This window comes from Actinomycetota bacterium, assembly GCA_019347575.1.
Taxonomy (GTDB): domain Bacteria; phylum Actinomycetota; class Nitriliruptoria; order Nitriliruptorales; family Nitriliruptoraceae; genus JAHWKY01.
In genome coordinates, this window is the sequence record JAHWKY010000005.1 from 125,832 (window position 1) to 152,436 (window position 26,605).

Sequence of the window (26,605 nt, forward strand, 5' to 3'; positions counted from 1 at the left end):
CCGTGGCGATGGACGCCTCCCTGACCTACCTCCACCACCGGCTCGCGCTCCTCGAAGCGCGCGTCCGTGCGGCGGTCGCGCAGCGGCGGGTCGACGACCCCGTCCCCGACGATCGCTTCCGGGGGTTGTACCTCTCGGACGCCCAGGTCGACGCCATCCTCGAGGAGTCGGGGCGCCTGTTGCGCCCCGCCATCCCCGAGCCCGAGACCTCCGAGGCTCAGGAGCGCATCGAGAAGGAAGCTGATGCGGCCGAGTCCGCAGGCGAGGTCGTCCGTCTCCGGGAGCTCGCGCGTCGTTTCGACCTCGCCGAGCTCGACGTCGACATCCTGCTGGTCGCGATCGCTCCCGATCTCGATCCACGGTTCGAGCCTCTCTACGGGTACCTGCACGATGACGTCACACGGCGGCGAGCCAGCACCGGGCTCGCCCTCGAACTGATCGGCCGAGGGACGGGTGCCGGCGAGGCACGCGGGCGCTTCAACGCCGACGGGCGTCTCGTGGGTAGCGGCCTGCTCGTCGTGGAGGAGACGGAGCGGCCCTTCCTCACCCGCTCATTGCGCGTGCCGGACCGGGTCACCTCTCACCTGCTCGGCGACGACACGCCCGATCCAGCGGTGGCCGCGCTCATGACCGACTGCACGCCGGCGGACATCGGTGACCGAGGCATGCTGGAACGGGTGCTGACCGAGCCTCGGGCGCTCGTGTACCTCAAGGAGCGCCCCGGGGCGGCATCGTTCTCGTTCGCGTCCTCGGCTCTGGAGGCGGTCGGACGGCCCTGGATCGCCCTCGACCTGCACCGGCTCGATCCCACCGACGATCCATGCGAGATCGCCGCCGCCGCGGCGCGGGAAGCCAGGCTCATCGGCGGGGCGGTCGTGGCCGGGCCTGTCGATGACATCGCCGAACGGGAGGGCAAAGGCGTCCGGTGCTTCGCCGAGCTGCGCTGCCCGACGGTGCTGGTCGGTACCAAGGGCTGGGACCCGATGTGGTCACGGGACGTCCCGCTGCTCCTCGACGCGCCGCGCCCGACGGTCGAGCAGCGCGAGCGCATCTGGCGGTCGGCGCTGGACGGTCACCTCCCCGGCGACGAGGTGGTCCGGGCCACCGCCGCGTTCCACCTCACCCCGGAGCAGGCCCAGCGGGCCGCGGTGGCGGCCGAGCAGTACGCATCCGCGTCCTGCCGCCCGGTGGAGGTCCCCGACGTGCAGGCCGGTGCTCGTGCCCAGAACGCCGCGGGCCTGGAGCGCCTGGCGCGTCGCATCCGGCCCCGCGCGTTGTGGGAGGACCTCATCCTCAAGCCGAAGGTGGAGGAGCAGCTGCGCGAGCTGGTCGCCCGGGTCAAGCATCGCGCGACCGTCCTCGAGACGTGGCAGATGGGGGTGCGCTCGACCCGGGGGCGCGGCATCACGGGGCTCTTCGCGGGGGAGTCGGGGACCGGCAAGACGATGTCGGCGGAGGTGATCGCGGGTGCGCTCGGCCTCGACCTGTACGTGATCGACCTGTCGACCGTGGTAAGCAAGTACATCGGCGAGACCGAGAAGAACCTCGACCGCATCTTCGGGGAGGCCGATCGGGTCAGCGGGGTCCTGCTCTTCGACGAGGCCGACGCCCTGTTCGGGAAGCGCTCGGAGGTCAAGGACGCCCACGATCGGTACGCCAACGTCGAGACCGCCTACCTGCTGCAGCGCATGGAGCAGTTCGACGGCCTGGCGATCCTGACCACGAACCTGCGGAGCAACATCGACGAGGCGTTCACGCGCCGTCTGGATGTCATCGTGGATATCCCCATCCCCGAGGAGCCGGATCGCCGGCGGCTGTGGGAGCTGTACGTCAGCAAGGGCATCCCTCTGGGTGACGACCTCGACCTCGACTTCCTCGCGGGCTCCTTCGAGGTCGCGGGAGGCAACATCCGCAACATCGTCGTCACGAGCGCCTACCTAGCCGCCGCTGACAGCACCCCCGTGACGATGGGCCACCTCATCCGTGGCACCGAGCGGGAGTACCGCAAGCTGGGGCGGCTCTGCCTCGAGGACGACTTCGGTCCCTACTTCCACCTCGTAGCGAACGCCACCCCTGTCCTGCCCGGCCTGTCCTGAGTGCTCAAGTAGCGAAGCGGTAGCACAACACTGAGTGCTCAAGTAGCGAAGCGGTAGCACAGCACGAGAGGCTTGCCCTTTGGGGCAGACAGCGCTGCGCCCGTTATCGCTCGTTCTTCTCTTCCCTCGGGGCGGGACGCCAGGTAGACCTCGGAGCGAGGACGTGGAGGTGAGGCCCTGTCACGGTTCGCTGACCCGAGCCCCGAGATGGTGGCACGAGCGACCCCCCACGCCCGCGCGCAGCGTGACGTCGGATCGGCGCACCAGCCTGGGCATGCGCACGACGCCCGCTCGTTGCTCCACCTGCAACGAGCAGCCGGCAACGCCGCGGTCTCGGCCCTACTATCCGTACAACGGTGTGGTGGCGAGAAGCACGAGGGTTGTCCCTGCGCCGACTGCTGATCCGCGACGTGCCGGGCGGGCCCGGCAGGAGGGACTCAGATGTCTGACTTCCAGTTCGAGGACGTCGCTCGGGCGGCGCACGCGCACCGGCGCGACGAGCAGACGGACACCGACAAGACCAAGGACGCCGGCCCGGCCGGCGGACCCGCAGCGAAGATCCAGAGCCTGCAGCGAGCCGCGGGGAACGCGGCCGTGGGCCACCTGCTCCAGCGCGAGGAGGGGGCGGGCGCTGGGGCGGCATCCGTGAAGGACATCGTGGGCAAGGGCGGTGGCTCCCCCCTCCCCGAGGACGTCCGAGGCGAGATGGAGTCAGGCCTCGGGGCGGATCTCAGCGGCGTCCGCGTGCACACCGACAGCAAGGCGGACGAATCCGCCAAGGCCGTGAACGCCCACGCGTACACGTCGGGTAGCGACGTGGTCTTCCAGCAGGGCAAGTACGACCCGAGCTCGACCGATGGCAAGAAGACGCTCGCTCACGAGCTGACGCACGTCGTCCAGCAGAGCCAGGGCCCGGTCGACGGTACCTCGGTGGGCGGCGGGATCAAGGTCAGCGACCCCCACGACCGGTTCGAGCAGGAAGCTGACCAGGTCGCCGACGACGTCGTCAGCCGCCAGTCGGCGCAACCCGACGTGCAGCGTGAGGCGGCTCCGGAGGAGGAGGAGCCCGTGGCGGGCCAGTGGGTGCAGCGCGAGGCGGCTCCGGAGGAGGAGGAGCCCGTGGCGGGCCAGTGGGTGCAGCGCGAGGCGGCTCCGGAGGAGGAGGAGCCCGTGGCCGGACAGTGGGTCCAGCGCCAGGAGGATGAAGGCGAGATGGCCGAGGGCGAGGAGTAGTAGCGCCCGACCCGTCACGTGAGCGCACCCTGCGGGGCGCGCTCACTGCTTTGTGAGGGCCCGTTCGTTCGGCCGGTTGCCCGTTCGGGTAACCAGGGTTACCCGGAGCCCGTCACCCGTAGACGTAGCCCTGAGAGGTCCTGTGCGCGACCCTCTCGGTGCGGTCTTCCAACGCCAGGGAGAGGAGAAAGACCCATGCCCAACTATCTCTCGCCAGGCGTGTACGTCGAGGAGGTCGACGGCGGTGCGCGTCCGATCGAAGGCGTCGGCACAGCCGTCGCTGCCTTCATCGGTACCGCTCCGAAGGGTCCGGTCAACCAGCCGGTCCTCGTCACCAACTGGAGCCAGTACACGCAGATCTTCGGGGAGTTCATGGAGGGTTCGTACCTCGATGACGCCGTTTACGGCTACTTCCTGAACGGCGGCGGCGCGGCGTACATCGTCCGCGTCGGGGGTGACGGCGCGGCCAAGAAGGCGGCCGGCGCCCTCCCCGCACCCAAGGATGCCGAGAAGGACCCCAAGGTCGGCCCCCTCGAGATCGAGGCGGTCGACGGCGGAGCCGACGGCAACGACATCACCGTTGAGGTCGCCGACCCCACCGACAAGGACGAGAAGGGCGAGAACTTCAAGCTCGTCGTCAAGGTCGGCGGCAAGGTGGAGGAGGAGTACGACAACCTCAACGCCGACACTGCAGTTCGCACCGTCAACGCGAAGTCCAAGCTGATCAAGCTGGCTTCGCCCACCGGCGCCAAGGCGATCGCCCCGACCAAGGGTGCGGTCAAGCTGGCGGGTGGCGGTGTTTCGGAGCCTGCCCGGCTCGCTCCCGACGACTACATCGGCAGCTCGGCCGACCGCACGGGTTTCGGCGGTCTCGAGGCGGTCGACGAGATCACCATGCTGGCATGCCCCGACCTGATGGCGGCGTACCAGACCGGTCTCATCGACCTCGAGGGCGTGCAGGCCGTGCAGCTCGCGATGATCGCGCACTGCGAGGCGATGGGTGACCGGCTGGCCATCCTCGACCCGCCGCCCGGTCTCAACGCGCAGCAGATCAAGGAGTGGCGCGTCGACAAGGCGGGCTACGACTCGAAGTACGCGGTGCTGTACTGGCCGTGGGTCAAGGTCTTCGACCCCGCGTCGGGCGAGAACATCTTCGTCCCGCCGAGCGGCCACATGGCCGGTATCTGGGGCCGCAACGACGACACTCGTGGGGTCCACAAGGCTCCCGCGAACGAGGTCGTCCGCGGAGCCATCGACCTCGAGCTGCGCATCACCAAGACCGAGCACGACCTGCTCAACCCCGAGGGCATCAACGTCATCCGTGCCTTCCCGGGGCGGGGCATCCGCGTGTGGGGCGCTCGCACCTTGTCGAGCGACCCGGCGTGGCGCTACGTGAACGTCCGGCGGCTCTTCAACTACCTGGAGGAGTCGATCCTGGGCGGCACGCAGTGGACCGTGTTCGAGCCCAACGACCACGCTCTGTGGGCGAAGATCCGGCGTGCCATCAGCGCCTTCCTCGTCATGGAGTGGCGCAAGGGCGCGCTGTTCGGGCTCACCCCGGGCGAGGCGTTCTACGTCAAGTGCGACGGTGAGAACAACACGGCCGAATCGATCGACGCCGGCATGGTGATCTGCGAGATCGGGGTCGCTCCGGTGAAGCCGGCTGAGTTCGTGGTGTTCAAGCTGTCGCAGTTCTCGGGTGGCGCCTCGAGCGTCGAGGAGTGACGCCGGAGGACCGGCCTACTAGGAGGTAGAAGCACATGCCACTGCCAGATCTCGATACGAGTGTCGGCCACTCCTTCGGACTCGAGTTCGATGGCGTGATGATCAAGCAGATCCAGGAGGTCTCCGGCCTCAAGATGGAGCAGGACGTCATCGAGCTCAAGCAGAACACGTTCGATGGCAAGTACATGATCAAGAAGCTGCCGGGTCGTTGGAAGGCCGGTGAGCTCACGCTCACGCGCGGTCTGACCGACGACAACAGCTTCGAGGACTGGGTCAAGAACGCCCAGCTCGGCAAGATGGCCGACGCGCGCAAGAACGGCGCGGTGATCGTGTACGACTACGAGGGCACCGAGATCCAGCGCTACACGATGACAAACGCGTGGGCGAAGAGTCTGGAGATCGGGACTCTCAAGGCGGGCGACACGAGCGTTCTCACCGAGAAGCTCACGCTCACCTTCGAAGAGATCGCGCCCGGGTGATGCGCCGGACCTTCGCGGCCAACGAGGTCGCGCCGGATGGCCCCGAGGCGTCGCTGCCCGAGGAGCCCACGGAGTCGCTCCGTACGGAGTTCGACTTCGTGTTGCCCCGCGGGTACGTCGACGCCTCGGGGGAGGTCCACCGCCGCGGGACGATGCGCCTCGCTACCGCACGCGACGAGCTCGTCGCGGCGAAGGACGATCGTGTCCGGGAGAACGCGGCGTACCTGTCCATCGTCCTGTTGGGACGCGTGGTCACGAGTTTCGGCAGTATCACGGACGTGCACGCCGGTGTGATCGAGAACATGTTCGCATCGGACGTCGCGTTCCTGCAGGACCTCTACCGACGGATCAACCAGGAGGGTCACACACGGGCGGCGGTGCGCTGTCCCGCGTGTGAACACGACTTCGCGGTCGATGTGGCCGGTGGTCGCCTGGGGGGATCGTGACGACCGGCGTCGACCGGCTCTACGAGGAGATCGCGTACATCGCGTACCACTTCAACTGGGGGTACGACGACATCGTCGATCTGGAGCATCAGGAACGCCGTCGGTTCGTCGAACAGATCGCCAGCATCAACCGACGCCTGGCGGGTGAGTGAACGCGGATGTGGCCCTTCAGTCGGAGACAGCAGCGTGAGGCAGCCGGTGCGCGAGCGCCGGCCGCTCAACGACGTCCGGCTGAGGTCGCTGCACCGGACCCTGGTCCGACGCGCCCCGAGCCGGGGGAGTGGGCGCAGGCAGGGGTGCTGCAACGCGCGGTGAGGCCAGCACCGCTGACCCTCGAGCCCGACGCCTTCGAGGCCGGGCTCACGACGCGCCAGGACAGCTCTGTCGTGGGCGGACTCGGCCACGAGGTCTCGCCGAGCGCACCTTCCGGCATCGTGTCCGGCCTCGCCTCCGTGGCGGCACCGGATGAACCCCACCCCGACAGCCATGGGCCCGAGCTGGCCCTGCGGCGCGGCGGCGGCTCCGGGGGTGGATTCGCCGCAGCGCGCAAGGTCGACTACAGCGTCCAGCGCCGCCCCGGGTCGATCGCGACCTCCGCTCCACCGTCGCCCCCACCCAGCCCCGGTCCCGAGTTCTCCACTCCGGAGCCTCCTCCGCGTGCGCTCCCGACGGCGCCCGCCCCGGCCGAGCACCCGGTCACCTACGCGGAACCGCCGGACGAGCCTCGCCCCCTCCCGGTCGCGGAGCTGCCGCCTGTGACCGAGCTGCCTTCGGCCGAACCGTCGGGGGAGCCGGACGTGGCGGTTCCCGCCGACCCCGGTCCCGGACCCGCCGATGCACCCACGCTCGCGCAGCGGGCGCCTGTGGACGATGCCGATGACGCATCGGCGCCGATAGGGGTAGGGGATCCGCCTGCGTCGGAGCTACAACGCGCCGTCGACGAGCCGTCGCTGCCGCTGGCCGCACCACCGACGCCGCCACGAGACCGCACGCAGCGCCGCGTGGGGCTCGGTGAGCCGATGCGTGAGATCCCGTCCCCGGCGTCCCCATCCGTGCAGCGGTCGACGTCTCCGCCCGCGCCGTCGCCTTCGCCGTCCACGCCATCGCCGCCGCGGCCCGCCTCCCCACCAGCCCCCGCGACCGTTCAACGGTCGGTCGATGCCGTGCACGACCCCGCGGAAGAGGCCACGCCGGGAGGGGCGGAGGCAGTGGAACCGTCCCAGGCTGCGTTGCTCGGAGCCGACGCCGAGGCGGAAGGGCCTGACGACGACCCGGCCGCGGACGTGACGCCCCACTCCGAGGAGAGCCCGGCTGGGGAGGTCGACGTCCCCCCACTGCCTCTCGCCGGGACACAACGGGCCAAGGCGACGCCCCGGGACCGTGAGGACGAGGGCGGAGCCTCCGGCGGCGAGGCCTTCGCTCCGTTGTTGGGTAGCGAGACGCCACCGAGTGCTCCCGAGACTCTGGCGACCAGCGACCCCGAACCGACCGCGGGTGGTGCCCCCGAACCGACCGCAGGACGTGATGCCGAGCCCGAGCTGCCGTTGGGTGTCCAGCGAGCCCCGACGGGCTCCTCCTCGGCCTCGCCGTCATCCGCCCCATCGACGGATGCGTCTGCAGCGATCCCCCCGGCCGACACCCAGCCACCCGACCGTGGTGATCCGGGCGACCTTGGCGAGTCCGGTCCGCCGCCGACCTCTCCGCTCCTGGGCAGCGACGTCGACCTGACCGTCACCGACGGTGAAGGGCCGGGGGTGGGACCGGCCGACGGCACCGATGGAGCGGAACCTGGTGAGGCTGCACCGCTACCGCTCGCGAGCCAGCGCGCGGCTGAGGGCGCTGGTGCCTCCCACCGCTCGGGCCCCTCCTCCTGGCCCCAGACCGCTCCGCTCCTGGGCGATCTGCCCGGTCCAGGCGCGCCGTCGGCGCTTGCAACCGGGCTCACGGCGCCTCACTCACCGGCCGTGTCAGCGGTCCAGCTAGCGGCCGATGCTGGCCCCGCGACGCGCGCCTCACTCCGGTCGACGCCGTCTGGCCCGATCGCGCCGTTGCTGCACGCACGCGCGACGCCGTTGGCACAGAGAGCTCCCGGCCCGCCGTCGCCCGCACATCCGACCGGTCCCGCGGTGCGCTCCGAAGCTGCGCCCGCAGCCGTGGTGCAGCGCGTCGCGGAGGCGACCGGCGCCGACCTCGGCGGGGTCAGCGTGCAGCGGGGCGTCGAGGTCGGCCGCAGTGCCAGCGCGATGTCGGCCAAGGCGTACACGACGGGTGGTCAGGTCCACCTGCCCGATCGCCACGGCTCGATGAGCTCGGGTGAGGGGGAGAGCCTGGTGGCTCACGAGCTGACCCACGTGGCGCAGCAGCGCGCGCTGGGCGGTGCGCTGCCGGGAGAGGACACCCCTCTGGGGCAGGAGCTCGAGCTGCAGGCGCAACACGTCGAACGGTCCGTCGTCGAGGGAAAGCCGTTGCCACTGGCGGTCCCGAGCACCGGCCACACGCTCCAACGTTCCGCGCAGCCCTCCGGCCACGCATCAGCAGGCCGTGGTGCCTCGACCTCGCCGCCCAACCCAGCGGCGTTCGCGGTCGCCAACGGCCTGGGGACGCCGACGGCGGACGGCGGGGTCGTCTTCCACGCCGCGATGGACGCTGGAGTCCTCGCGTCGGTCACCGAACCGACCGACGCGCACGTGCAGCGCGCCACCGAGGATGCGGCTGCTGCGACCGCCGTCCAGCGCTTCATCGGGAAGGTCCCGCCACCCGTGACGGCTCTGAGCTCGACGGCGGCGTCCGCCAGCGCGATGGCCGTAGGAGCAGCATCGGGAGGTGCCGCCGGCGGCGCGGAGGACGTCGAGAAGATCGTCGATCGCGTGATCACGCGTCTGCGTACCGAGTTGTCGCTCAACCGCGAGCGTCTCGGCCGCAGCCTGGACCTGTAGGAGGACGAACATGGTCGGACCGACGATCGCCACGAGTCATAGCGTCGCGCAGCCGAACGCGTCCACGGAGACCGAGATGGACCCCGCCGTCACGGTCGGGTTCGCGATCGAGATCGACGGCCACAAACTCGGCGTGTTCACGTCGGTCGATGGCCTGTCGTTCGAGATCACGCTCGAGCCGGTGACCGAGGGCGGCAACAACGCCTTCGTCCATCAGCTCCCCGGACGCGTCAAGTACCAGAACATCAAGCTCAAGCGCCCGCTCAACAAAGACAGCCAGGTCGTCGTCGACTGGTTCCAGAAGCTCATCCGTGAGATGAACCAGGGGAAGGCCACACGATCGACCATGAAGATCACGGCGAAGAACACCGCTGGCGATGACGTCGCGACCTGGAACCTCCAGGGAGTGATCCCGGTGAAGTGGCAGGGTCCGTCGATGAGCGTCGAGTCGAGCAAGGTCGCCGAGGAGACGCTCGAGCTTGCGCACCACGGGTTCCTAGAGAGCTGAGGGAGGACACCATGGCGAGCTACGAGAAGGCCTACCTCGACATCTGCGAGCCGGCGACGACGTCCGGGGGCGGGACGGGGTCGAACAACCAGCGGCGGCCTGGCAGCAGCATCCGCCTGCTCAAGTTCCAGTTCAACCCCGAGAAGCTGTCGATCAAGAAGGAGGCGGAGTGGAAGCCGGCTAGCCAGGAAGGGGCCGAGGCCACCCCGTTCCCGCAGTACAAGAGCCCCAAGCCGGTCAGCCTGAGCCTCGACATGCTCCTCGACGCCGCCCACTCGCCCAGTAACGACATCGTCGGGGACATCGACGCACTCCTGGGCTGCCTGGTGCCGACGAGCCGCTCCCGCAGCCAGGGCACGCCTCACCCGCCACTGGTGAAGTTCGGCTGGGGGACCAAGTTGACCCTGACCGCGTACGTGACATCGGTCTCTACCGAGTACCAGCTCTTCCAGCCCAACGGCACACCGATCCGTGCCAAGTGCACCGTGGCCCTGAACGAGTACCCATCGACGAACCAGCGTCAGAACCCGACCTCGGGTGGCACGGCGACGCACACGACCCGCACGCTGCGTGCGGGTGACACGCTCGCCTCCGTCGCGTACGACGAGTACGGCAACGCCTCGCTCTGGCGGGGTCTGGCCCGTGCCAACGACATCGAGGATCCCCTGCGCGCGCCGGTGGGACTGTCGCTGCTGGTCCCGCCCAGCGATGAGGTGGAAGCGCTCTCGTGACCCAGACCCCGTTCAAGATCAAGCTCGGCGGCGCCGAGCTCGATGCGACGCTGCACTCGATGCTCCAGCGCGTCACCGTCGACGACACGCTCGACATCCCCTCGTTCTTCGCCCTGGCCTTCCGCGACTCGACCCGCACGATCCTCAAGGACGCGAAGTTCAAGATCGGTGACGAGGCCGAGGTACACGTCAAGGTCGGTGGTGGGAGCTGGGAGAAGCTGTTCCACGGCGAGATCACCGCACTCGAGCTCGACCAACCCGAAGGCGACGCCTCGACGACCATCGTTCGCGGGTACGACCCCAGTCACCGCCTCCACGGACAGGCCAAGACGAAGGCGTTCCTGAACAAGAGCTACGACGCCATCGTCAAGGAGGTGCTCGGCGCGGTCGGCGCCAAGCCAGGCAAGATCGAGGCCCCGCCCGGTAAGGCGCCGGAGTCGGTCTCGCAGCTCGGTCAGACCGACTGGGAGTTCCTGCGTCGGATCGCTCGTCTGTCGGGCATGGTGCTGGACGTGAAGGACGGCAAGATCGACTTCACCGCCCCGCCCTCCGCGGACAAGGCCGGCTCGCCGGCGAGGAGCTACGACCAGACCGAGGCACTCGAGATCAAGCTCGGGGCGAACGTCGTGCAGCTCCGCGCGGTCGTCACGGCAGGTGGGCAGGTGAAGGAGGTCGAGGTCCGCGGTTGGGACCCCAAGGCCAAGAAGGAGCTGAAGCAGACCGCACCGGTCAAGACCGACTCGGTGAAGGTGGGCTTGAAGCCCGACGAGCTGGCGGGCAAGTTCAACGCGGCGAAGTACGTGGCGTCCGGGGACGCCTACACCAGCCAGGACGAGGTCAAGGCTGCCGCCAAAGCGCTCGCGGACCAGATCGCGTCTGCCCACGCCGAGCTCGACGGGGTGGTCGAGGGAAACCCCAAGTTCAGGGCCGGGGTCGCGGTTGCGCTCGGGAACGCCGGCAAGCCGTTCGAGGGCAAGTACACCCTGACGGCGGTCCAGCACCTCTACTCACCGTCACGCGGCTACCAGACCGCCTTCCGGGTCAGCGGCAAGCAGGACCGGTCCCTGTTCGCGCTGACGTCAGGTAGCGGCAACGGCACCCAGAACGGTGCATCGTCGACGGGCGCGGGCGTCGGCGTAACGATCGGCATCGTGACCGACATCAACGATCCCGAGAAGATCGGCCGCGTCAAGCTCAAGCTGCCGCGCTTCGACGACACCTTCGTCTCGCCGTGGGCACGCGTCGTCTACGCCAGCGGCGGCAAGGGCGAGAAGGGCGCGCGGGGCTTCTTCGCCCCGCCGAAGGTCGATGACGAGGTGCTGGTCGCGTTCGAGCACGGCGACGTGAACGCGCCGATCGTGATCGGGGGTCTCTACAACGGCAAGGACAAGGGCGTCCCGGACGGCTACATCGACAGCGGCAAGGGACGGACCAACGAGACCACGCTGACGTCGGACGTCGGTCACAAGATCCAGCTCAGTGACAAGGCCGGCGAGGAGGGGATCCTCATCGTCAGCGCCGACGACAAGATGCAGATCCACCTGTCCCAGAAGGACAAGAAGATCCTGATCAAGTGCGATCACCCGAGCGGTGTCGAGGTCATCACGACCGGCACGACCACACTCAAGGCCGACAAAGACGTCAAGATGGAGACGCAGGCCAACTTCGAGCTCAAGACGTCAGGCAACATGAAGTTCGAGGCTGCGGGGAACATCGACATCAAGGCGAGCGGCAACCTCAAGGTCGAGGCGGGAGCCAACGCGAACTACAAGTCCGGAGCCAACACCGAGATCAGCGCTGGCGCGAACCTGACTGCGAAGGCGGGTGCGCTGGGTGAGTTCAGCGCCACTGGAGCCTGCACGATCAAGGGCGCTGTGGTCAAGATCAACTGATCACTCGGGACGACGACGTACGCAGGAGGTGAGACGTGGGCACGGAGTTCATCGGCCAGGGCTGGGGCTTCCCGGTATCGGTCGACGACACCGGTGGGATCAAGCTCGTCTCTGGCTCCCAGGAGATCGAGCAGGCGATGAGGCTCATCCTGGGCACGGCGTACGGGGAGCGCCCGATGCGCCCCGAGTTCGGGTGTGGGATCCACGACTACGTTTTCGCCCCCGCCGACGACACGACCGCCGGCCGTATCGCCTACGAGGTCCGCGAGTCGCTGCGACGGTGGGAGCCCCGCATCGAGGTCAAGGACGTCGAGGTCGAGATCGACCCCCAGGATGCGTCGATCCTCTACATCGAGATCAAGTACGCGCTCCGCGGAGAGAACGACCCCCGCAACCTGGTCTTCCCCTTCTACACCATCCCGTACGAGGAAGGTGAGCCCGACGCGGCCGAGATCGCCGAGGGCATCGACAGCGGCACGCACCAACTGCAGCAAGGAGGGACGCTGTGAGCCTGGAAGCCCCCAACCTCGACGACCGGCGCTTCCAGGGTCTGGTCGACGATGCCAAGCGCTACGTGCAGCAGCGCTGCCCCGAGTGGACCGACCACAACGTCTCGGACCCCGGAGTGACCCTGATCGAGACGTTCGCCTTCATGGCGGACCAGCTGGTCTACCGACTCAACCAGGTCCCCGACAAGATCTACACCAAGTTCCTCGACCTGCTCGACCTGCGTCTGTACCCGCCGGCCGCCGCCAAGGCGGATGTCACGTTCCGGTTGTCGGCTCCGCAGGAGGAGCCGGTCGTCATCCCACAGGGAACCGAGGTTGCCACGCCCCGGACGGACCTCGACGAGGCGGTGATCTTCCAGACGCTGCAACGTTTCGAGATCCAGCCCGCCAGCTTCCACCGTGCCGCCACACAGCGTCAGGGCGAGGACGCGGACGACAAGACGCGTGCGCTGCGCGGGAGCGGCTTCGATGCGTTCGGTGCGGAGCCCGCAGTCGGCGACACGATGATGATCGGTCTCGACAAGGCCATCCCCAACCACCTGCTCCACCTGCGGATGAGCTGCCAGATCGACGGCGTCGGCGTGGACCCGGAATGGCCACCGTTGGTGTGGGAAGCCTGGGTCGGCAAGGGCTGGGAGGAGTGCGACCTCGAGATCGACACCACCGGCGGACTGAACCGCGCCGGTGATCTCGAGCTGCACATCCCCGCGGCTCACACGGAGTCGCTGGTCGCGGGCGAGAAGGCGGGATGGATCCGCTGCCGCGTGGTCCAGGCCGTCGAAGGGCAACCTCAGTACAGCGCGACCCCGAAGATCGAGAGCATCGAGGCCGCGACGATCGGTGGGACGACGCGGGTGATCAACGCGGCGACGGTCGAGAACGAGGTCGTCGGCCTGTCCGAGGGCGTGCCGGGGCAGCGCTTCAAGCTCGAAACGACGCCCGTCGTCGCCGACAGCCTCCCGCTGGTGCTCGAGGTCGCCGCGGGATCCGGGTGGGACGAGTGGCGCCAGGTCCAGACCTTCGCGGAGTCGGGCCCCGATGACCGGGTGTTCATCGTCGATCCCGTCAACGGCGACCTCGCTTTCGGCCCCGCCGTACGGGAGCCCGACGGCTCGCTGACGCAGTACGGGGCGGTCCCCCCGAAGGGAGCCCCGATGCGCCTGAAGGCGTACCTGACCGGCGGTGGTCGTCACGGCAACGCCGAGGCCGGGAAGGTGACCATCCTCCGCGACTCCATCCCCTTCGTCACGTCGGTCAAGAACCGTTTCGCCGCTTCGGGCGGAGTCGACGCCGAGAGCCTCGACGACGCCAAGCGCCGCGGATCCGTGCTCCTGCGTACTCGCAACCGCGCGGTCACGGCCGAGGACTACGAGGCGCTGGCGCGGGAGTCGTCCCCGGAGGTCGCACGCATCCGAGCGGTCGCGGCAAGCGATGGGGCCGAGGCCGGGACGGTCCGGATGCTGGTGGTCCCGTCGGCGACCGACGAGAACGGCCGCCTCGGCTTCGAGCAGCTCATCCCGGCCGACGAGACCCTCGAGCGCATCGCCATGTACCTCGACGAGCGCCGGACCATCGGAACGCGTGTCGTCGTGGAGCCTCCGGTCTACCAGGGCATCCGCATCGACGCTCGCGTCAAGCTCCGCCCCGGTTCCAGCGGTGACCGCGTCAAGCGCGACGCCATCGCTGCCCTCTACCGCTACTACCACGCGCTGATCGGGGGACCGGAGGGCGACGGCTGGCCCTTCGGACGCCCGATCCACGTGGGCGAGGTTCACTCGGTGCTGCAGCGGGTGGACGGCGTCGACTACGTCGTCGACGCGCTTCTGCGAGCAGCCGACCCCGTCAGCGGTGAGCTGTCGGACGCCATGCAGCGGATCGACATCGACACGCACGCGCTCGTGTTCTCCTACGAGCACCAGATCCTGGTCGAGGGGGCATAACCGTGGTTACCCGCGCGTACCGAGCGGCCGAGACCGGCTCTCGGCCGCGGGCGAAGCACGGCCCTGGATCGACGGCACGGATGCGCCGTCGCCAAAGGAGGGGGCTTTGGAAATGCTCAACGTGACCCACACCGCCGGAGCGTCTCCTAGTCTGCGCGGCATCAGAGGGAGGACGACATGCGGGGCGCACTAGACGGGTTGGCCAACCCGTTCCCCCTGGGGCTGATGCTTCCGGGGATGTTCCAGGGCGACGACTTCGTCCAGCGGTTCACCGCTGGGCTAGACGACGCGCTGGCGCCGATGCTGTCGACGCTCGACAACCTCGAGGCCTACTTCGACCCGGAGCTGGCGCCGAGCGACTTCGTCGCCTGGCTGTCGCAGTGGGTCGGCGTACCCGTCGACGAGGAGTGGTCCGACGAGCGGAAGCGCCAGGTCGTCGCACAGGCGGCCTCCCTCTACGGAAGGCAGGGCACCGTCGCGGGACTCCGCGACGTGATCGCCCTGTACACCGGTGCCGAGGTCGAGGTCGACGAGAACGGCGGCGTGGCGTGGTCCGCACTCCCCGGGGGCGAGTTCCCAGGTAGTCCGGAACCCAAGGTCAAGGTCACCATCCGTGCCTCCACCGACGAACCGGTGAACGCTGAGCGCGTCGAGCGGCTGGTCGCCGCCGCTGTGCCGGCGCACGTCCCGTTCGAGGTGGAGGTCCGCACCGGATGATCGTCTGTGGCAACTGCTCGTACGAGAACGAGGATGACGACCAGTTCTGCGGCTCGTGTGGTTCGCCGCTGGCGTGGACCGGACAGAAGGTCGAGGCCCCGACCGCTGCGGAGCCGGAGCCCGAACCCGAGCTCGAGACCGAGCCGGGGGACCGCACGGTCGTCGAGAAGGTCAAGGACGTCCTGACGGGTCGCGAGTCCGAGGTCCAGCAGCAGGCGGAGGAGCGGGCGCGCGGACGCGAGGACGAGGCGCGTCGCGCCGAGGAGGAGGCCAAGGCGACAGCCGAGGCCGAAGCGGCGCGCGCGGCACAGGCCGAGGAGTACGCGGGCACGCAGACCGAACTCGCCCAGCAGCGTCAGGCCGAGGCCGAGGCGGCCGAGAAGGCGCGCCAGGAAGCCGAGGCCAAGGCCCAGGTCGAGGCGGCTGCGGCGGCTGAGGCACGCCGGAAGGCGGACGAGCTCGAACTCGCACGGGCCGAGGCACTCGAGCGTGCGGAACAGGAGGCGCTCGAGGCCGCGGCGCTGAAGCGCAAGCTCGAGGAGGCCGAGAAGGCCCGGTTCGAGCTCGAGGAGCGGCTCAAGACGGAGGCCGAGCAGGCGACCAAGGCGATGGCGGAGGCCCAGGCCGCAGCCGCCAAGGCGACCGAGGAGGCCACGGCCGCCGCGCAGGCGGAGAACAAGGAACAGGCCGAGGCGGAGGCGGCACGGCTGCGTCAGCAGGCCGAGGCTGCCGAGAAGGCCCGACAGGAGGCCGAATCACGCCTCGCCCTGGAGCGTCAGGCGATCGCGGAGGCCAAGGCCAAGGCCGAAGCCGCTGAGCAGCAGCGCAAGGTGGCCGAGGAGAAGGCCAAGCGCGACGCCGAGGAGCTCGAACGGGCGCGCCGCGACGCGGAGGAGGCCGAGCAGGCCCGCCGTGAGGCCGAGGCCAAGGCCGCGAAGGAGGCCGAGGAGGCTGCCCGCACGAAGCGAGCCGCCGCGATGGTGGCGAAGTCCGCCTCGCAACCGCTCGCCCCGACGACGCCGGCCGAGACGAAGGAGCCAGCGCCGACCGCTGGCACGCCGACCGCCCCCACGACGCCGCAGGCCACGACACCCCAGACGCCGCAGGCGCAGAAGCCGGTCGCTCAGAAGCCGCAGAAGATCAAGCAGCAGCAGAAGAAGGCTCCCCCTAAGCCCAAAGAGGAGGAGCGCAAGTACGACCCGGGCGACCTGATCTGTGGCGAGTGCGGCGAGGGCAACAGCCCGGAGCGTAAGTTCTGCCGCAGGTGCGGCCACTCTCTCGCCGAAGCCGAGGTCGCCAAGACGCCCTGGTACAAGCGCCTGTTCAAGCGCAAGCCCAAGGCCTACGCCGCTGGAGAGCGCCGCAAAGGGGGCCGATCGTCGGGCGTCAAGGGTGCCGTACACGGGGGTAAGCGCGCCTACTGGGGCCTACGTCGCCTCCGGGGCGGCGTCTTCCGAGTGCTGCTCATCATGGCTGTCGTCGGCGGCGCGATCGGTGTCAGCGTCGGCCCGACGGGCGGTGACGTGCGCCGTTGGTTCAGCGATCGCGTGGACAGCGTCAAGTGCTACTTCAGCCAGCCCGACCCGCAGCAGGCGAGGGTCACCTCCTTCTCGTCCGAGACGCCCGAGCACCCCGCGCAGCACGCGTTCGACTTCGGAAGCAACACCTACTGGCAGGCGGAGGGCAGCACGGCGACGGCGACGGTCGATTTCGCGGGCCAGGTGCTCGACATCACCCACGTGCAGTTCCAGTCCGGGACCGCCGAGGGCGCGGTCGAGCTGGCGCGTCCGGCGGAGGTCGCCGTGACCTTCGTCACGCGTGATGACGGTGAGCTCGACGCCATCATCCTGGCCGGGCTCCCCAACATCTCCACCGGGCCGGAGCGACGCGCGGTCGAGGGTGCGACCAACGTCACCGGCGCGACGGTGCAGATCGTGGCGACGCACTCGGGCCTGGACAGCGAGGACGTCGCGATCCGCGAGGTGGAGTTCCTGGCGAAGAACTGCTGATGATCAGCCGGGCTCGATCCCCAGTTCGTTGAGGACGGCCCGGTACTGCTCCTTCAGCCTGGCCGCATCCGCTGCGTTGCCGGAGCGTTCGGCCGCGGCGATCGCGACCTTCCAGAGACGGTCGCGGTACCGGTCGACGGCCAGGCCCCGCTCCGCGGCGGTGCTGGCGGCCACGACGTCGCCGGCTCGTAGCTCGAGGTCGGCGAGTCGCTCGGCGGCGTCGGCCACGGCAACGGTGATGCGTTCACGTTCACGCACGACCCAGTCGGCGGGTCCCGCCTCGGGGAGCACCTCGTCGGTGTAGGCGTCCAGCACCTCACGCAGGGAAGCCGCGGCGGCCATGTGGTCGCCGTTGGCGTGCCGTGCTCGCTCGAGATGGCGCTCGAGTGCGTCGAGGTCGGTCCGGGCTCCTTCGAGCACGTACGCCTCACCGTGGCGCTCGATCGTGGGCGCGCCGGGGTGCGCCTCGAGCAGCTTGCGCAGGGCCGAGATCGCGACCTGCAGGCTGCGCGTGCCCTGTTTCACGCTGGAGCCCGGCCACAGCAGGTCGATGAGGGTCTCGCGGTGGATCGGCCGCCCCGCGTGGAGTGCGAGGACCATGAAGGCGGCGCGGGCACGCGGACGGACCTCGCCGAGGTCGACCTCGCCGGCATCCGCGGCGAGGCTGAGCCCGCCGAACAGCGTGACGTTCGGGTCCTCGGCGGTGCTGGGGGTGCCGGGAGCGTGGACGGGCGGGAGCGCGAGACGGGCGGGGTGCCACCCGAGGTCGTGGGCCAACGCCTTCGCCGCCTCGAGGTGGTCGGCGCGATGGTTGACGTCGGCCACGGCGAGCGCGAGGTGGGCTACGGCCTGCGCCCCAGCGGTGGCCGCGGTTCGCGCGAAGGTCGCCGCCGAACTCGCGTCGACGGTGGCGTCGGGACCATCCAGGAGCGCGTTCGCCAGCGCTGCACCGGCCCGGGCCCACGCCTCGAGCGTGCCCGCGCCCACCGACCTCGCCGCCGTGACCGCTGCCTCGAACGGCTCGGCATCGGGCCGATCGTGGACGAGCCCCCCGAAGCCCTCGAACAGGCCCGCCAGGCAGGTCCCCCAGGGATCGTCCACCTCGGTGGCGTCACTGCGCGTCCGCCGCGCCAGCGAGATGCCGTCGGGAGCCCAGAGCGCCAGTGCGGAACGTGTCACACGGGCGGCCCAGTCAACGCCGAGGGTCTCGAACGTTTCGGCGGCACGTCGGATGTCGTTCGCACCGTCTCCGGCCCCGTGACCCACCCACCCTGATAGTGCGGCGATCAGGTGAGCGCCGGCGATCAGCGCCGGCTCGGCGGTGGGGTCCTCGAGGATCTCGTCGGCGGCGTCGAAGGCGCGGTTCACGCTGCCCGCGAGCAGGTGGCTGATCCCAACCGCGACGACCGCGGCGAGTCCGGGTTTGCGGCTGGCGCGGATCGCCACACCCTCGGGGTCGCGCATCGTCGCCAAGCGCAGCAACCCGAACCAGTCCCGGAACACGACGGGGCCGGGGTCCAGCCACGTGGCGAGGCGGGTCCGCTCGCGACGGCACAGTTCGGCGTGACGCTCCGACGCCGATGTGCGCTCCGCGGCCCGGTAGGCCTCGATCGCGGTGCTCCAGCGACCGTTGGCGACGTGCCGGCGAGCCATGGCCATCTTCAGCCAGGGGTCGCCATCGAGCAGTGCTTGCGGCAGTCGGGCCAGCCACGCTCCCGATGTCTCGGCTAGCTCCTCGCCCCCACGGTCGAGCAGACGCGTTGCCGCGGTCCCGTCCTCGGCGCGGCTGTACGCGTGCAGGGCCTCCGGGATCGCGCCCGCCTTCTCGAGCAGCCGGCCCGCGAGCTGGTAACGAGCGCGGACCTCAGCCTCTCCGACCGCTGCCAGGAGCAGGTCCTCGAGGTGGCTGCGTAGCACCTCGTGGTAGCGCCATCCCGTCCCGTCCTCGAGCGGGATCGTGAACAGCGAGCGCTGCTCGAGGTCGGCGAGCATGTCGGCGGAGTCGTCCTCGCCACGCAGCGCGTCGCACGTCTCCGCGTCGAGACGCCCCAGGACGCAGGTCTCGATGAGGAAGTCGCCCAGCTCGTCGGGGATCCCCTTCAGCACGTTGTGGGCGAGGTACTCGTGGACGAGCTTGGACCGGGTGGACAGCTTCCCGACGACCTGACGACGGGAGGACAGCGACTTCCCCGTGGTCGCGAGGTGGAACAGCTGCAGACCCGCTGCCCAGCCCTCGGTCCGTCGCGTCAGGGCCGCGATGTCCTCGGGCGGCAGCGGCTCGGCGTAGAAGTCCCGGAACAGGTCCTCGGCCTCCCACGAGCGGAACCGCAGGTCGTCGGGACCCAGTTCGATCAGCTCGCCCGCCAGCCGCAGGCGTGACAGGTCGAAAGCGGGTGGTCGTCGTGCCGCCGTCAGGACCGTCACCCAGGCAGGCAGGTAGTCGAGAAGTCGGGAGAGGCTGGCTTCCGCTTGGGTCCCGATGATCTCGTGGAGGTCGTCGATGACCACCAGCAGCGGCTCTGTCCGGTCGATGCGGGCCAGGGTGTTCGCGGCTGACTCGACGCTCGACCAGTCGCCGCGAGCCGCTGGCTCGACCTCGGCGATGGCGTGGTGGAGGTGCTCGAGGACCTCGGCGGAGTCCGCCTCACCGCGCTCGGCCCGGTACCAGGCGATGTCGGAGCTTTGGGACTCGGCGATGTGCACGAGCAGCGTCGTCTTGCCGTACCCCGCGGGCGCGACGATGACCGCGAGACGAACACGGTGCAGATCGGTGAACGACTCGAGCAGCCGGGGACGCTGGAACGTGGGTACGCGCGGTACCCGGAGTTTGGCGACGACAACGGGTCGCCCCGACGTGGCTGTCTCGGAAGCCAACGACCCCCCTTCACGGTCGAGCTGTCGCTTCCCGGAGCCGCGTCCCCGCACGTCGGCGACCGGGCGACGCCGGCCCTTCCACGTGCCGCCGCCCCGGCGGCTCGTGCAGCCCGACTTGCCCGATGGGGAAGTGGGGTGACTGTCGTCGGTCGCGGGCCCGGTGTCAAGGGGAACGGTACATCCGCGCAGCGATCAGCGCTCCGAGCCTCCCAGGGCGTCCTGCCGGTCCCACCTGCCACCCAGGACCGGCGCCAGCCAGCTCGCGGCGGCGTCGACGTCGAGCCGGTGCTGAAGCCACGGGATGATCCCGACGAGCCGACCGCTGGCGAGACGGTCCAGCTGCGCCACGTTCGAGGCGGTCGCCGCATCTGGGTCGGGGGGGTAGCCCACGATCACGACGCCCGTCACGGTGAGATCCCGACGTTCTGCGGCCTCCAGGGTCAAGGCGGTGTGGTTCAGCGTCCCCAGCCCGGGCCGTACCGCCAGCAACAGCGGGAGGTCGAGCTCGGCGGCGATGTCGGCGATGGTCGCCCCGTCGGGCGCCAGCTCGACCAACAGGCCCCCGGCCCCCTCGACTACGACCTCGCCGCTGGCGAGCGCCTGACGCACCGAAGCGAGCAGCTCCTCCCGCGGCAGCGCCTCTCCGGCGAGCCGCAGCGCGACACCCGGCGCCAACGATGGTCCCACCATCGGCCCGACCACGGTCTCGACGCCGGTCAGCGCCGCGACATCGGCGGCGTCATCGTCGCCGTCCGCAGCGCCGGACTGGATCGGCTTGACGTAGCGGACGTGCGCCCCGGCATCCAGGCGCACCCGGCACAGGGCAGCCGACAGCACGGTCTTCCCGACGCCCGTGTCGGTACCGGTGACGACCCAGCCGGACACTCAGCCGACCGCCCCGAAGGCGGCGAGCGCGTGGTCGATGTCCTCGCCCGTGTGGATCGCCATGACGGTCGCTCGCACGCGCGCCGCCCCCTCGGGGACCGATGGTGGCCGGATCGCGACCGCCAGGACGTCGCGCTCAAGCAGGGCGTCCATCACCGCGAGGGCGTCACGGTTCGAGCCCACGATGACGGGGACGATGGCCGCCTCGACCGCCCCGACCTCCCAACCCTGCCGTCGCAGACCCTCGCCGAGCCGTTGAGCCAGGCGGAGGACCCGCGCCCGACGCTGTTCTTGCTGCGCCAGCGCGATCGCGCGGCGCGCCGCCGCCACCGAGGCGGCGGGCGGGGCGGTGTCGAACACGAACGGGCGCGAACGGTTGCGCAGCCACTCCGCAAGCCGCTCGTCGCACGCCACGAAGCCGCCGACGCTGCCCAGGGCCTTCGACAACGTCCCGACGGTGGCGTGGACCCGGCCTTCGCATCCCGTGGCCGCGACCGTGCCCCTCCCGTCCGGACCCACCACACCGGTGCCGTGCGCATCGTCGACGACCACCGCCGCCCCGTGGCGCTCGGCGGCGGCGCACAGAGCCGGCAGCGGCGCGATATCGCCGTCCATGCTGAACACGCCATCGGTGACGAGCACGCGGCGCCCCGTGGCATCCGCGAGCAGCTTGTCGGCCTGCTCGACATCACCGTGCCGGTAGATCCGGATGCCGGCACCGGACAGCCGGCAGGCGTCGACGATGGACGCGTGGTTCAGCTCGTCGGACACGACCGTGTCGCCCCGGCCGACGAGGGCAGTCAGGACGCCGAGGTTCGCCAGGTACCCGGAGGAGAACACCACGGCGGCCTCCGAGCCCTTCCACCTGGCCAGCTCGGTCTCCAGCTCGGCATGGAGCGTCTGCCCGCCGGTGACGAGCCGCGATGCCCCGGTCCCGCTGCCGTACCGGTGGAGCGCCGATGTGGCTGCCGCGACGACCTCGGGGTGTGTGGCCAGCCCGAGGTAGTTGTTGCTGCACAGATGCAGCAGTCGACGCGGACCGTCCGGGGTGTGGACGTCGATCCAGGGTTCCGGTCCCGATGCCAGGTGACGCAGCTCGCGTCGCTGGTCGGCGTCATCGATCGCCTGCAGAGCATCCGGCAGCCAGCCGAGGGCGTCACCGGTCACGACTACGCCCCGCCGGTCGCGACCACATCGCGGGTCACCCGGTCGGTGACCTCCACGACGGCATCGGCGAGGAGCAGCAGATCGCCCTCGGTCATCGCCGGGGCGGGCATCAGCACGAGGACGTCCCCGAGTGGACGCAGGATGATCGCTTCGTCCCGTAGCGCCTCGCACACGCGCTGGCCCACGACCCACTCCGGCGGGAAAGGCTCGCGTGTCGCGCGGTCGAGGACGAGCTCGATGCCGCACATCAGCCCGCGCTGGCGGACGTCGCCGACGTGCTCGAGCTCCGCGACGGGAGCGATCGCCTGGCGTAACACCTCCGCCTTGTGCCGGACCGTGGCCGGCAGATCCTCGTCGACGAACAACCGCAGGTTGGCGATCGCGACAGCGGCGGCGAGCGGGTTCCCGGAGTAGGAGTGGCCGTGGTAGAGGGTGCGTCCCTCGGCTGGGCCTCCGAGGAACGCCTCGTACACCTCCTCGGTCGCCAGCGTCGCGCTCATGGGTAGGTAGCCGCCGGTCAGTCCCTTGCCGACCACCATCAGGTCGGCGCGGACGCCGTCGAGGTCGGACGCGAACGTGGCTCCGGTGCGTCCGAAGCCCGTCGCCACCTCGTCGACGATGAGGAGCACGCCGTGACGGTCGCAGATCTCGCGGAGGCGCCGCAGGTGACCGTCCGGCGCGGTGATCATCCCCGCTGCTCCCTGCACCAGAGGCTCGGTGATGACGGCCGCCACGCGGTTCCCATCCGCGGCCAGGACCCCCTCCAGCGCGTCCGCGCAGGCGAGCTCGCAGCCCGGGTACTCGAGACCCAGGGGGCAGCGGTAGCAGTAGGGAGAGGGGATGCGACGGGTCTCGAACAGCAGCTCCCGGTACAGCTCGTGGAACGCGTCCATGCCGCCGACCGAGACGGCGCCGAGGGTGTCCCCGTGGTAGGCGTTGTCGAGGCAGACGAACAGGTCCCTTCCCTCGTCGCCACGGTGGCGCCAGTAGGCGTACGCCATCTTGAGGGCCACCTCGATGGCAGCCGCCCCGTTCTCGCTGAAGAACACGCGGGACAGGCCGGTCGGCGCCAGGGCCACGAGCTGTTCTGCGAGCTCGACGGCCGGAGGGTTGGTCAGTCCCAGGAACGTGGCGTGCGGCACCAGGTCGGCCTGGGTGTGCAGCGCGGCGAGCAGCTCGGGGCGGTCGTGGCCCCACAGGTTCACCCACAGCGACGAGTTGCCGTCGAGGTAGCGCTCACCGTCCGTGGTTACGAGCCAGCACCCCTCTCCCCGCTCGATCACCAGGGGGGTCCGCTTGACCCACTCCTGCTGCTGGGTGAACGGGTGCCAGACGTGCTCGTGGTCGGCGTCCACGAGGCGGCGCGTACGTGGATCCATGTCGGCCACGGTAGTCGCCGACCGTCCTTTGGCGACGCCGCATCCGCGTCGTCGATAGGGGCCTCGTTGTCGACGACCCCGCAGCCGGCTGGGCATCGGCCGTGGCGCTGTGGAAGGCTGCGTCCCTCTGAGGCGGGAGAGATCGTGGCCGGAGCCGGAACTGCACCCCCTGACGACCCCGCGGGCGTTGACCGCGACGGTGTCACCGCGTGGTTCCGCGATCACGTCGACGATCTCGCGCCACCATTGCGTTTCGACATCATCGCCGGAGGCCGATCGAACCTGACCTTCGACGTCCACGACGCCGACGGTCGCCGGTGGGTGTTGCGGCGTCCGCCGCTGCACGGGGTGTTGCCGTCGGCCCACGACATGGGGCGCGAGCACCGCATCATCTCGGCCCTCGCCACCACCGACGTGCCGGTGCCTCCCACGGTGGGGTTCTGTGCCGACCCCGACGTGACCGGCGCACCCTTCTACGTGATGGAGCACGTGGACGGGGCGATCCTGCGCGGCGCTGAGGTGGCGGAGGAAGCGCTCGACCCCGCGGGGCGTCGACGTGCGGGCGAGGACCTGGTCGACGTGCTGGTGCGGCTGCACTCCGTCGATCCGGACGCGGTCGGCCTCGGTGACCTCGCCAAGAAGGAGGACTACATCGCCCGCCAGCTCCACCGCTGGTTCGGCCAGTACGAGAAGGGCGGCACGCGTGAGCTGCCGCTCATCGAGGACGTTCACGACCGGCTCGCCAAGGCGATCCCGGCCCAGGGCCCAGCGGCGATCGTCCACGGGGACTACCGCCTCGACAACCTCATCCTCTCACCGGAAGGTGAGGTCCGGGCCGTACTGGACTGGGAGCTGTGCACGCTCGGTGACCCCCTCGCCGACGTGGGCCTCCTGATGGTGTACTGGGCCGAGCCCGGCGACGAGAGCATCCCGCTGCTCGACGCCCCGACGGTCGTGGACGGCTTCCTCGGTCGTGTCGAAGTCGCACAACGCTACGCCGAGCGGTCGAGGCGCGACCTGGCCGAGCTCGACTACTACGTGGCCTTCGCGTACTGGAAGCTCGCGCTGATCCTGGAGGGGGTCTACACACGCTTCGCCGCCGGCGCCTACGGCGACCACGAGGACGAGGGCGTCAAGCAGTTCGCCGAAGTCGTCCTCAGGCTCGGTGAGCGAGCCGACGAGGCGCTGCGACGGGTGGGCCGGTGACCGCCTCGCACGGCCTCATCGTCGACTTCGGTGGGGTGTTGACCACGTCGATCGGCGACGCGATCCGGGCGTTCGAGCGGGCCGAGGACCTGCCCCAGGGGGCGGCGTTCACCGTGCTGGCCGATGGCTACTCCGACACCGACGCCGATCACCCGATCGCGGGACTGGAGACGGGGACGCTGCCGCAGACGGACTTCGAACTCGCTCTGGCCGCGCAGTTCGCTGCGCACGGCCACGACGTCGACGCGGATGGTCTGGTGGGCAGGCTCCTCGGCTCCCTGACCTTCGACGAGGCGGCGTGGTCGGTCGTGGCTGCGGCACGGTCCGCCGGCGTGCGGACGGCGCTGCTGTCCAACAGCTGGGGAGATGCCACCACCTACCCTGCGGAGCGGCTCGAGGAGACCTTCGACGTCGTGGTCATCTCGGCTGAGGTCGGCATGCGCAAGCCCGACGCGGCCATCTTCGAGCTCACGGCCGAGCGTCTCGGTGTGGCGGTCGAACGCTGCGCCTTCGTGGACGACCACGACGGCAACGTCCGTGCTGCCGAGGCGTTGGGCATGTTCGGCGTCCACCACCGCGACGCGAGCACGACCGCCGAGGCCCTGAGCCGCTTCCTCGGTGTCGACCTCACCGCGGTCGTGGACGCTGCGCCGTCCACGCCGCCGGGTCGCTGACCGGCAGGCCATCGAGCTCGCGCGTCTCGGGCGTGCGCTCCTTGATGATCCACCCGATCACCGCTGCCACGAACACCAGGATCCCACCCCACCAGTAGGCGCGGTCGAAGGACGTTCGATCGGCGATGGTGGCGAGCAGCAGCGAGCCGAGCCCTTCCCCCGCGATGCCGATGGCAAGCATGGTCCCGCTGATCTGGGCCATCCGCTCGGCAGGCGCGACCTGGACGAAGGTCACCTGTGGCCCGATGATCCAGGCGACGCCCGACCCGACGGCGATGTTGGCCAGCGCCAGGGTCGGGGCGTTCGGGGCGAGGGCGGCCAGGCCCAGCGCGATCCCGAGCCAGATGAAGTGGATCAGCTGCAGAGACGGTCGCGTCACCGAGCTCAGCCGCCCCACGACGAGCATGGTCAGCGCCGTGCCTGCCGGGCCCGCGGCGAGGACGAGCGGGGTCCAGCCTGGGTCGGAGGCCGTGGCCGGGGCGGCGAGCACCTCCGGAAGCGCACCGACCGCGGCCGTGACCCAGACCAGCGGCGCGAGCAGCCGCAGCACGGGATGCTGGAAGATCGCGCGTAGTCCGGCCGTGGGGGGTGGTCGACGGGCGCGGGGCGTCGGGGCGGGGAAGGGGATGCTCGCCACGATGAGCGCGGCGATGCCGAACGAGATCGCATCGCCTACCAGCGACGGGCCCGCCCCGATCGTGACCGCGATCGTGGCGCCAGCGAGGTAGCCGATGACCTGGCTGACCTGCTCGCTGACGTTCATCAGGGCCAGCGTGGGTCCACGCAGTTCGGTCGGCACGCCCTCCGCGAGTGCGCCCGCCCGGACCGCGACGGTGGCGGCGCGGACCGCCCCGAGCAGCGCTGCAGCGACGAACACGATCGCCAAGCCGTCGTCGAACAGGGGCAGGACGATGAGCCCCGCGCCGATCGTGTGCAGCGTCACGAGAGCGGTGCGTCGCGGGATCTGGTCGAGCCAGCCACCGGCCAGGCCCCCCGACAGCAGCGCCGGCAGCGCGGTCACCGCGAACAGTCCTGCGGGGCCGAGGATCCGGCCGCCGCTGCGATCGAAGGCCAGGATCAGCAGCGCTCCCTGGCCGACGTAGTCGCCGACGACCGAGGCGGTGGCGGCGACCCACAGCCTCACGGCGGCCGGGTGACGGAGGGCAGCGCGGTAGCCCGGCCGAGCATCTGCCGCCACT

The 26,605-nt window shown here is 70.2% G+C and carries 21 protein-coding genes; 16 read left to right on the plus strand and 5 right to left on the minus strand.

Annotated elements, in window-relative coordinates:
* Window positions 1-8: 8 nt before the first annotated feature.
* The 14 genes from KY469_04745 to KY469_04810 all read left to right on the plus strand — a co-directional run bounded on the left by KY469_04745 (window position 9) and on the right by KY469_04810 (window position 17,221).
* Complete coding sequence (locus KY469_04745; protein MBW3662390.1) at window positions 9-2,096, plus strand: ATP-binding protein; 2,088 nt, start codon at window positions 9-11, stop codon at window positions 2,094-2,096.
* A gap of 441 nt (window positions 2,097-2,537) precedes the next feature.
* A complete protein-coding gene (locus tag KY469_04750) occupies window positions 2,538-3,329 on the plus strand; it encodes a DUF4157 domain-containing protein (GenBank protein ID MBW3662391.1) in 792 nt (263 codons plus the stop codon).
* A gap of 195 nt (window positions 3,330-3,524) precedes the next feature.
* A complete protein-coding gene (locus tag KY469_04755; GenBank protein ID MBW3662392.1) occupies window positions 3,525-5,054 on the plus strand; it encodes a phage tail sheath subtilisin-like domain-containing protein in 1,530 nt (509 codons plus the stop codon).
* A gap of 35 nt (window positions 5,055-5,089) precedes the next feature.
* Entirely contained in the window at window positions 5,090-5,533 is a 444-nt protein-coding gene (locus KY469_04760) for a phage tail protein (protein MBW3662393.1), read from the plus strand.
* The gene (locus tag KY469_04765; GenBank protein MBW3662394.1) at window positions 5,533-5,979 is read left to right on the plus strand and encodes a hypothetical protein; all 447 of its coding nucleotides are present in this window, start codon (window positions 5,533-5,535) and stop codon (window positions 5,977-5,979) included. The genes KY469_04760 and KY469_04765 overlap by 1 nt, the downstream gene beginning before the upstream one ends.
* Window positions 5,976-6,131 (plus strand): hypothetical protein, encoded by a 156-nt coding sequence (locus KY469_04770; protein ID MBW3662395.1) that lies wholly within the window; start codon window positions 5,976-5,978, stop codon window positions 6,129-6,131. Before KY469_04765 ends, KY469_04770 begins: the two co-directional genes overlap by 4 nt.
* A gap of 1,974 nt (window positions 6,132-8,105) precedes the next feature.
* Window positions 8,106-8,915 (plus strand): DUF4157 domain-containing protein, encoded by an 810-nt coding sequence (locus tag KY469_04775; GenBank protein MBW3662396.1) that lies wholly within the window; start codon window positions 8,106-8,108, stop codon window positions 8,913-8,915.
* Between the two features lie 10 nt (window positions 8,916-8,925).
* The gene (locus tag KY469_04780; GenBank protein MBW3662397.1) at window positions 8,926-9,423 is read left to right on the plus strand and encodes a phage tail protein; all 498 of its coding nucleotides are present in this window, start codon (window positions 8,926-8,928) and stop codon (window positions 9,421-9,423) included.
* An 11-nt stretch (window positions 9,424-9,434) separates the two neighbouring features.
* On the plus strand, window positions 9,435-10,154 hold the full coding sequence (locus KY469_04785) for a peptidase M23 (GenBank protein MBW3662398.1): 720 nt from the start codon (window positions 9,435-9,437) through the stop codon (window positions 10,152-10,154).
* On the plus strand, window positions 10,151-12,046 hold the full coding sequence (locus KY469_04790) for a VgrG-related protein (GenBank protein MBW3662399.1): 1,896 nt from the start codon (window positions 10,151-10,153) through the stop codon (window positions 12,044-12,046). The genes KY469_04785 and KY469_04790 overlap by 4 nt, the downstream gene beginning before the upstream one ends.
* 35 nt (window positions 12,047-12,081) lie before the next feature.
* Window positions 12,082-12,555, plus strand: coding sequence for a GPW/gp25 family protein (locus KY469_04795; protein MBW3662400.1), 474 nt, complete (start codon window positions 12,082-12,084; stop codon window positions 12,553-12,555).
* Window positions 12,552-14,495, plus strand: a complete 1,944-nt coding sequence (locus tag KY469_04800) for a putative baseplate assembly protein (GenBank protein MBW3662401.1) — start codon at window positions 12,552-12,554, stop codon at window positions 14,493-14,495. Before KY469_04795 ends, KY469_04800 begins: the two co-directional genes overlap by 4 nt.
* Before the next feature lie 177 nt (window positions 14,496-14,672).
* Window positions 14,673-15,212, plus strand: coding sequence for a phage tail protein I (locus KY469_04805; GenBank protein ID MBW3662402.1), 540 nt, complete (start codon window positions 14,673-14,675; stop codon window positions 15,210-15,212).
* Window positions 15,209-17,221 (plus strand): hypothetical protein, encoded by a 2,013-nt coding sequence (locus KY469_04810; GenBank protein MBW3662403.1) that lies wholly within the window; start codon window positions 15,209-15,211, stop codon window positions 17,219-17,221. Before KY469_04805 ends, KY469_04810 begins: the two co-directional genes overlap by 4 nt.
* A 3-nt stretch (window positions 17,222-17,224) precedes the next feature.
* Here the strand turns inward: KY469_04810 and KY469_04815 are convergent, their stop codons facing one another.
* The 4 genes from KY469_04815 to bioA form a co-directional block, all read right to left on the minus strand.
* Window positions 17,225-20,095 carry a winged helix-turn-helix domain-containing protein gene (locus tag KY469_04815; protein ID MBW3662404.1) on the minus strand — a complete coding sequence of 957 codons (2,871 nt, stop codon included), beginning with the start codon at window positions 20,093-20,095 and terminating at the stop codon, window positions 17,225-17,227.
* Window positions 20,096-20,287: 192 nt separating this feature from the next.
* A complete protein-coding gene (gene bioD / locus KY469_04820; GenBank protein ID MBW3662405.1) occupies window positions 20,288-20,980 on the minus strand; it encodes a dethiobiotin synthase in 693 nt (230 codons plus the stop codon).
* Entirely contained in the window at window positions 20,981-22,147 is a 1,167-nt protein-coding gene (gene bioF / locus KY469_04825) for an 8-amino-7-oxononanoate synthase (protein ID MBW3662406.1), read from the minus strand.
* Window positions 22,148-22,149: 2 nt separating this feature from the next.
* The gene (bioA, locus tag KY469_04830) at window positions 22,150-23,526 is read right to left on the minus strand and encodes an adenosylmethionine--8-amino-7-oxononanoate transaminase (GenBank protein ID MBW3662407.1); all 1,377 of its coding nucleotides are present in this window, start codon (window positions 23,524-23,526) and stop codon (window positions 22,150-22,152) included.
* 144 nt (window positions 23,527-23,670) lie between these two features.
* On the opposite strand from bioA, the gene KY469_04835 reads away from it, so the two are divergent.
* Together KY469_04835 and KY469_04840 are read left to right on the plus strand one after the other, a co-directional pair.
* Window positions 23,671-24,732 (plus strand): phosphotransferase family protein, encoded by a 1,062-nt coding sequence (locus tag KY469_04835; protein MBW3662408.1) that lies wholly within the window; start codon window positions 23,671-23,673, stop codon window positions 24,730-24,732.
* A complete protein-coding gene (locus KY469_04840; GenBank protein MBW3662409.1) occupies window positions 24,729-25,406 on the plus strand; it encodes an HAD family phosphatase in 678 nt (225 codons plus the stop codon). The genes KY469_04835 and KY469_04840 overlap by 4 nt, the downstream gene beginning before the upstream one ends.
* Here KY469_04840 and KY469_04845 read toward each other — a convergent pair.
* Window positions 25,360-26,604: a hypothetical protein gene (locus tag KY469_04845; GenBank protein MBW3662410.1), complete on the minus strand. Its 1,245-nt coding sequence runs from the start codon at window positions 26,602-26,604 to the stop codon at window positions 25,360-25,362. The two genes, KY469_04840 and KY469_04845, sit on opposite strands and share 47 nt — an antisense overlap.
* Window position 26,605: the final 1 nt, after the last annotated feature.

Coding starts and splice junctions, on each gene's coding strand:
- KY469_04785 (MBW3662398.1), top strand. CDS start 9,435: ATGGCGAGCTACGAGAAGGCCTACCTCGACATCTGCGAGCCGGCGACG.
- KY469_04765 (MBW3662394.1), top strand. CDS start 5,533: ATGCGCCGGACCTTCGCGGCCAACGAGGTCGCGCCGGATGGCCCCGAG.
- KY469_04745 (MBW3662390.1), top strand. CDS start 9: ATGGACGCCTCCCTGACCTACCTCCACCACCGGCTCGCGCTCCTCGAA.
- KY469_04805 (MBW3662402.1), top strand. CDS start 14,673: ATGCGGGGCGCACTAGACGGGTTGGCCAACCCGTTCCCCCTGGGGCTG.
- KY469_04810 (MBW3662403.1), top strand. CDS start 15,209: ATGATCGTCTGTGGCAACTGCTCGTACGAGAACGAGGATGACGACCAG.
- KY469_04755 (MBW3662392.1), top strand. CDS start 3,525: ATGCCCAACTATCTCTCGCCAGGCGTGTACGTCGAGGAGGTCGACGGC.
- KY469_04780 (MBW3662397.1), top strand. CDS start 8,926: ATGGTCGGACCGACGATCGCCACGAGTCATAGCGTCGCGCAGCCGAAC.
- bioA (MBW3662407.1), bottom strand. CDS start 23,526: ATGGATCCACGTACGCGCCGCCTCGTGGACGCCGACCACGAGCACGTC.
- KY469_04760 (MBW3662393.1), top strand. CDS start 5,090: ATGCCACTGCCAGATCTCGATACGAGTGTCGGCCACTCCTTCGGACTC.
- KY469_04750 (MBW3662391.1), top strand. CDS start 2,538: ATGTCTGACTTCCAGTTCGAGGACGTCGCTCGGGCGGCGCACGCGCAC.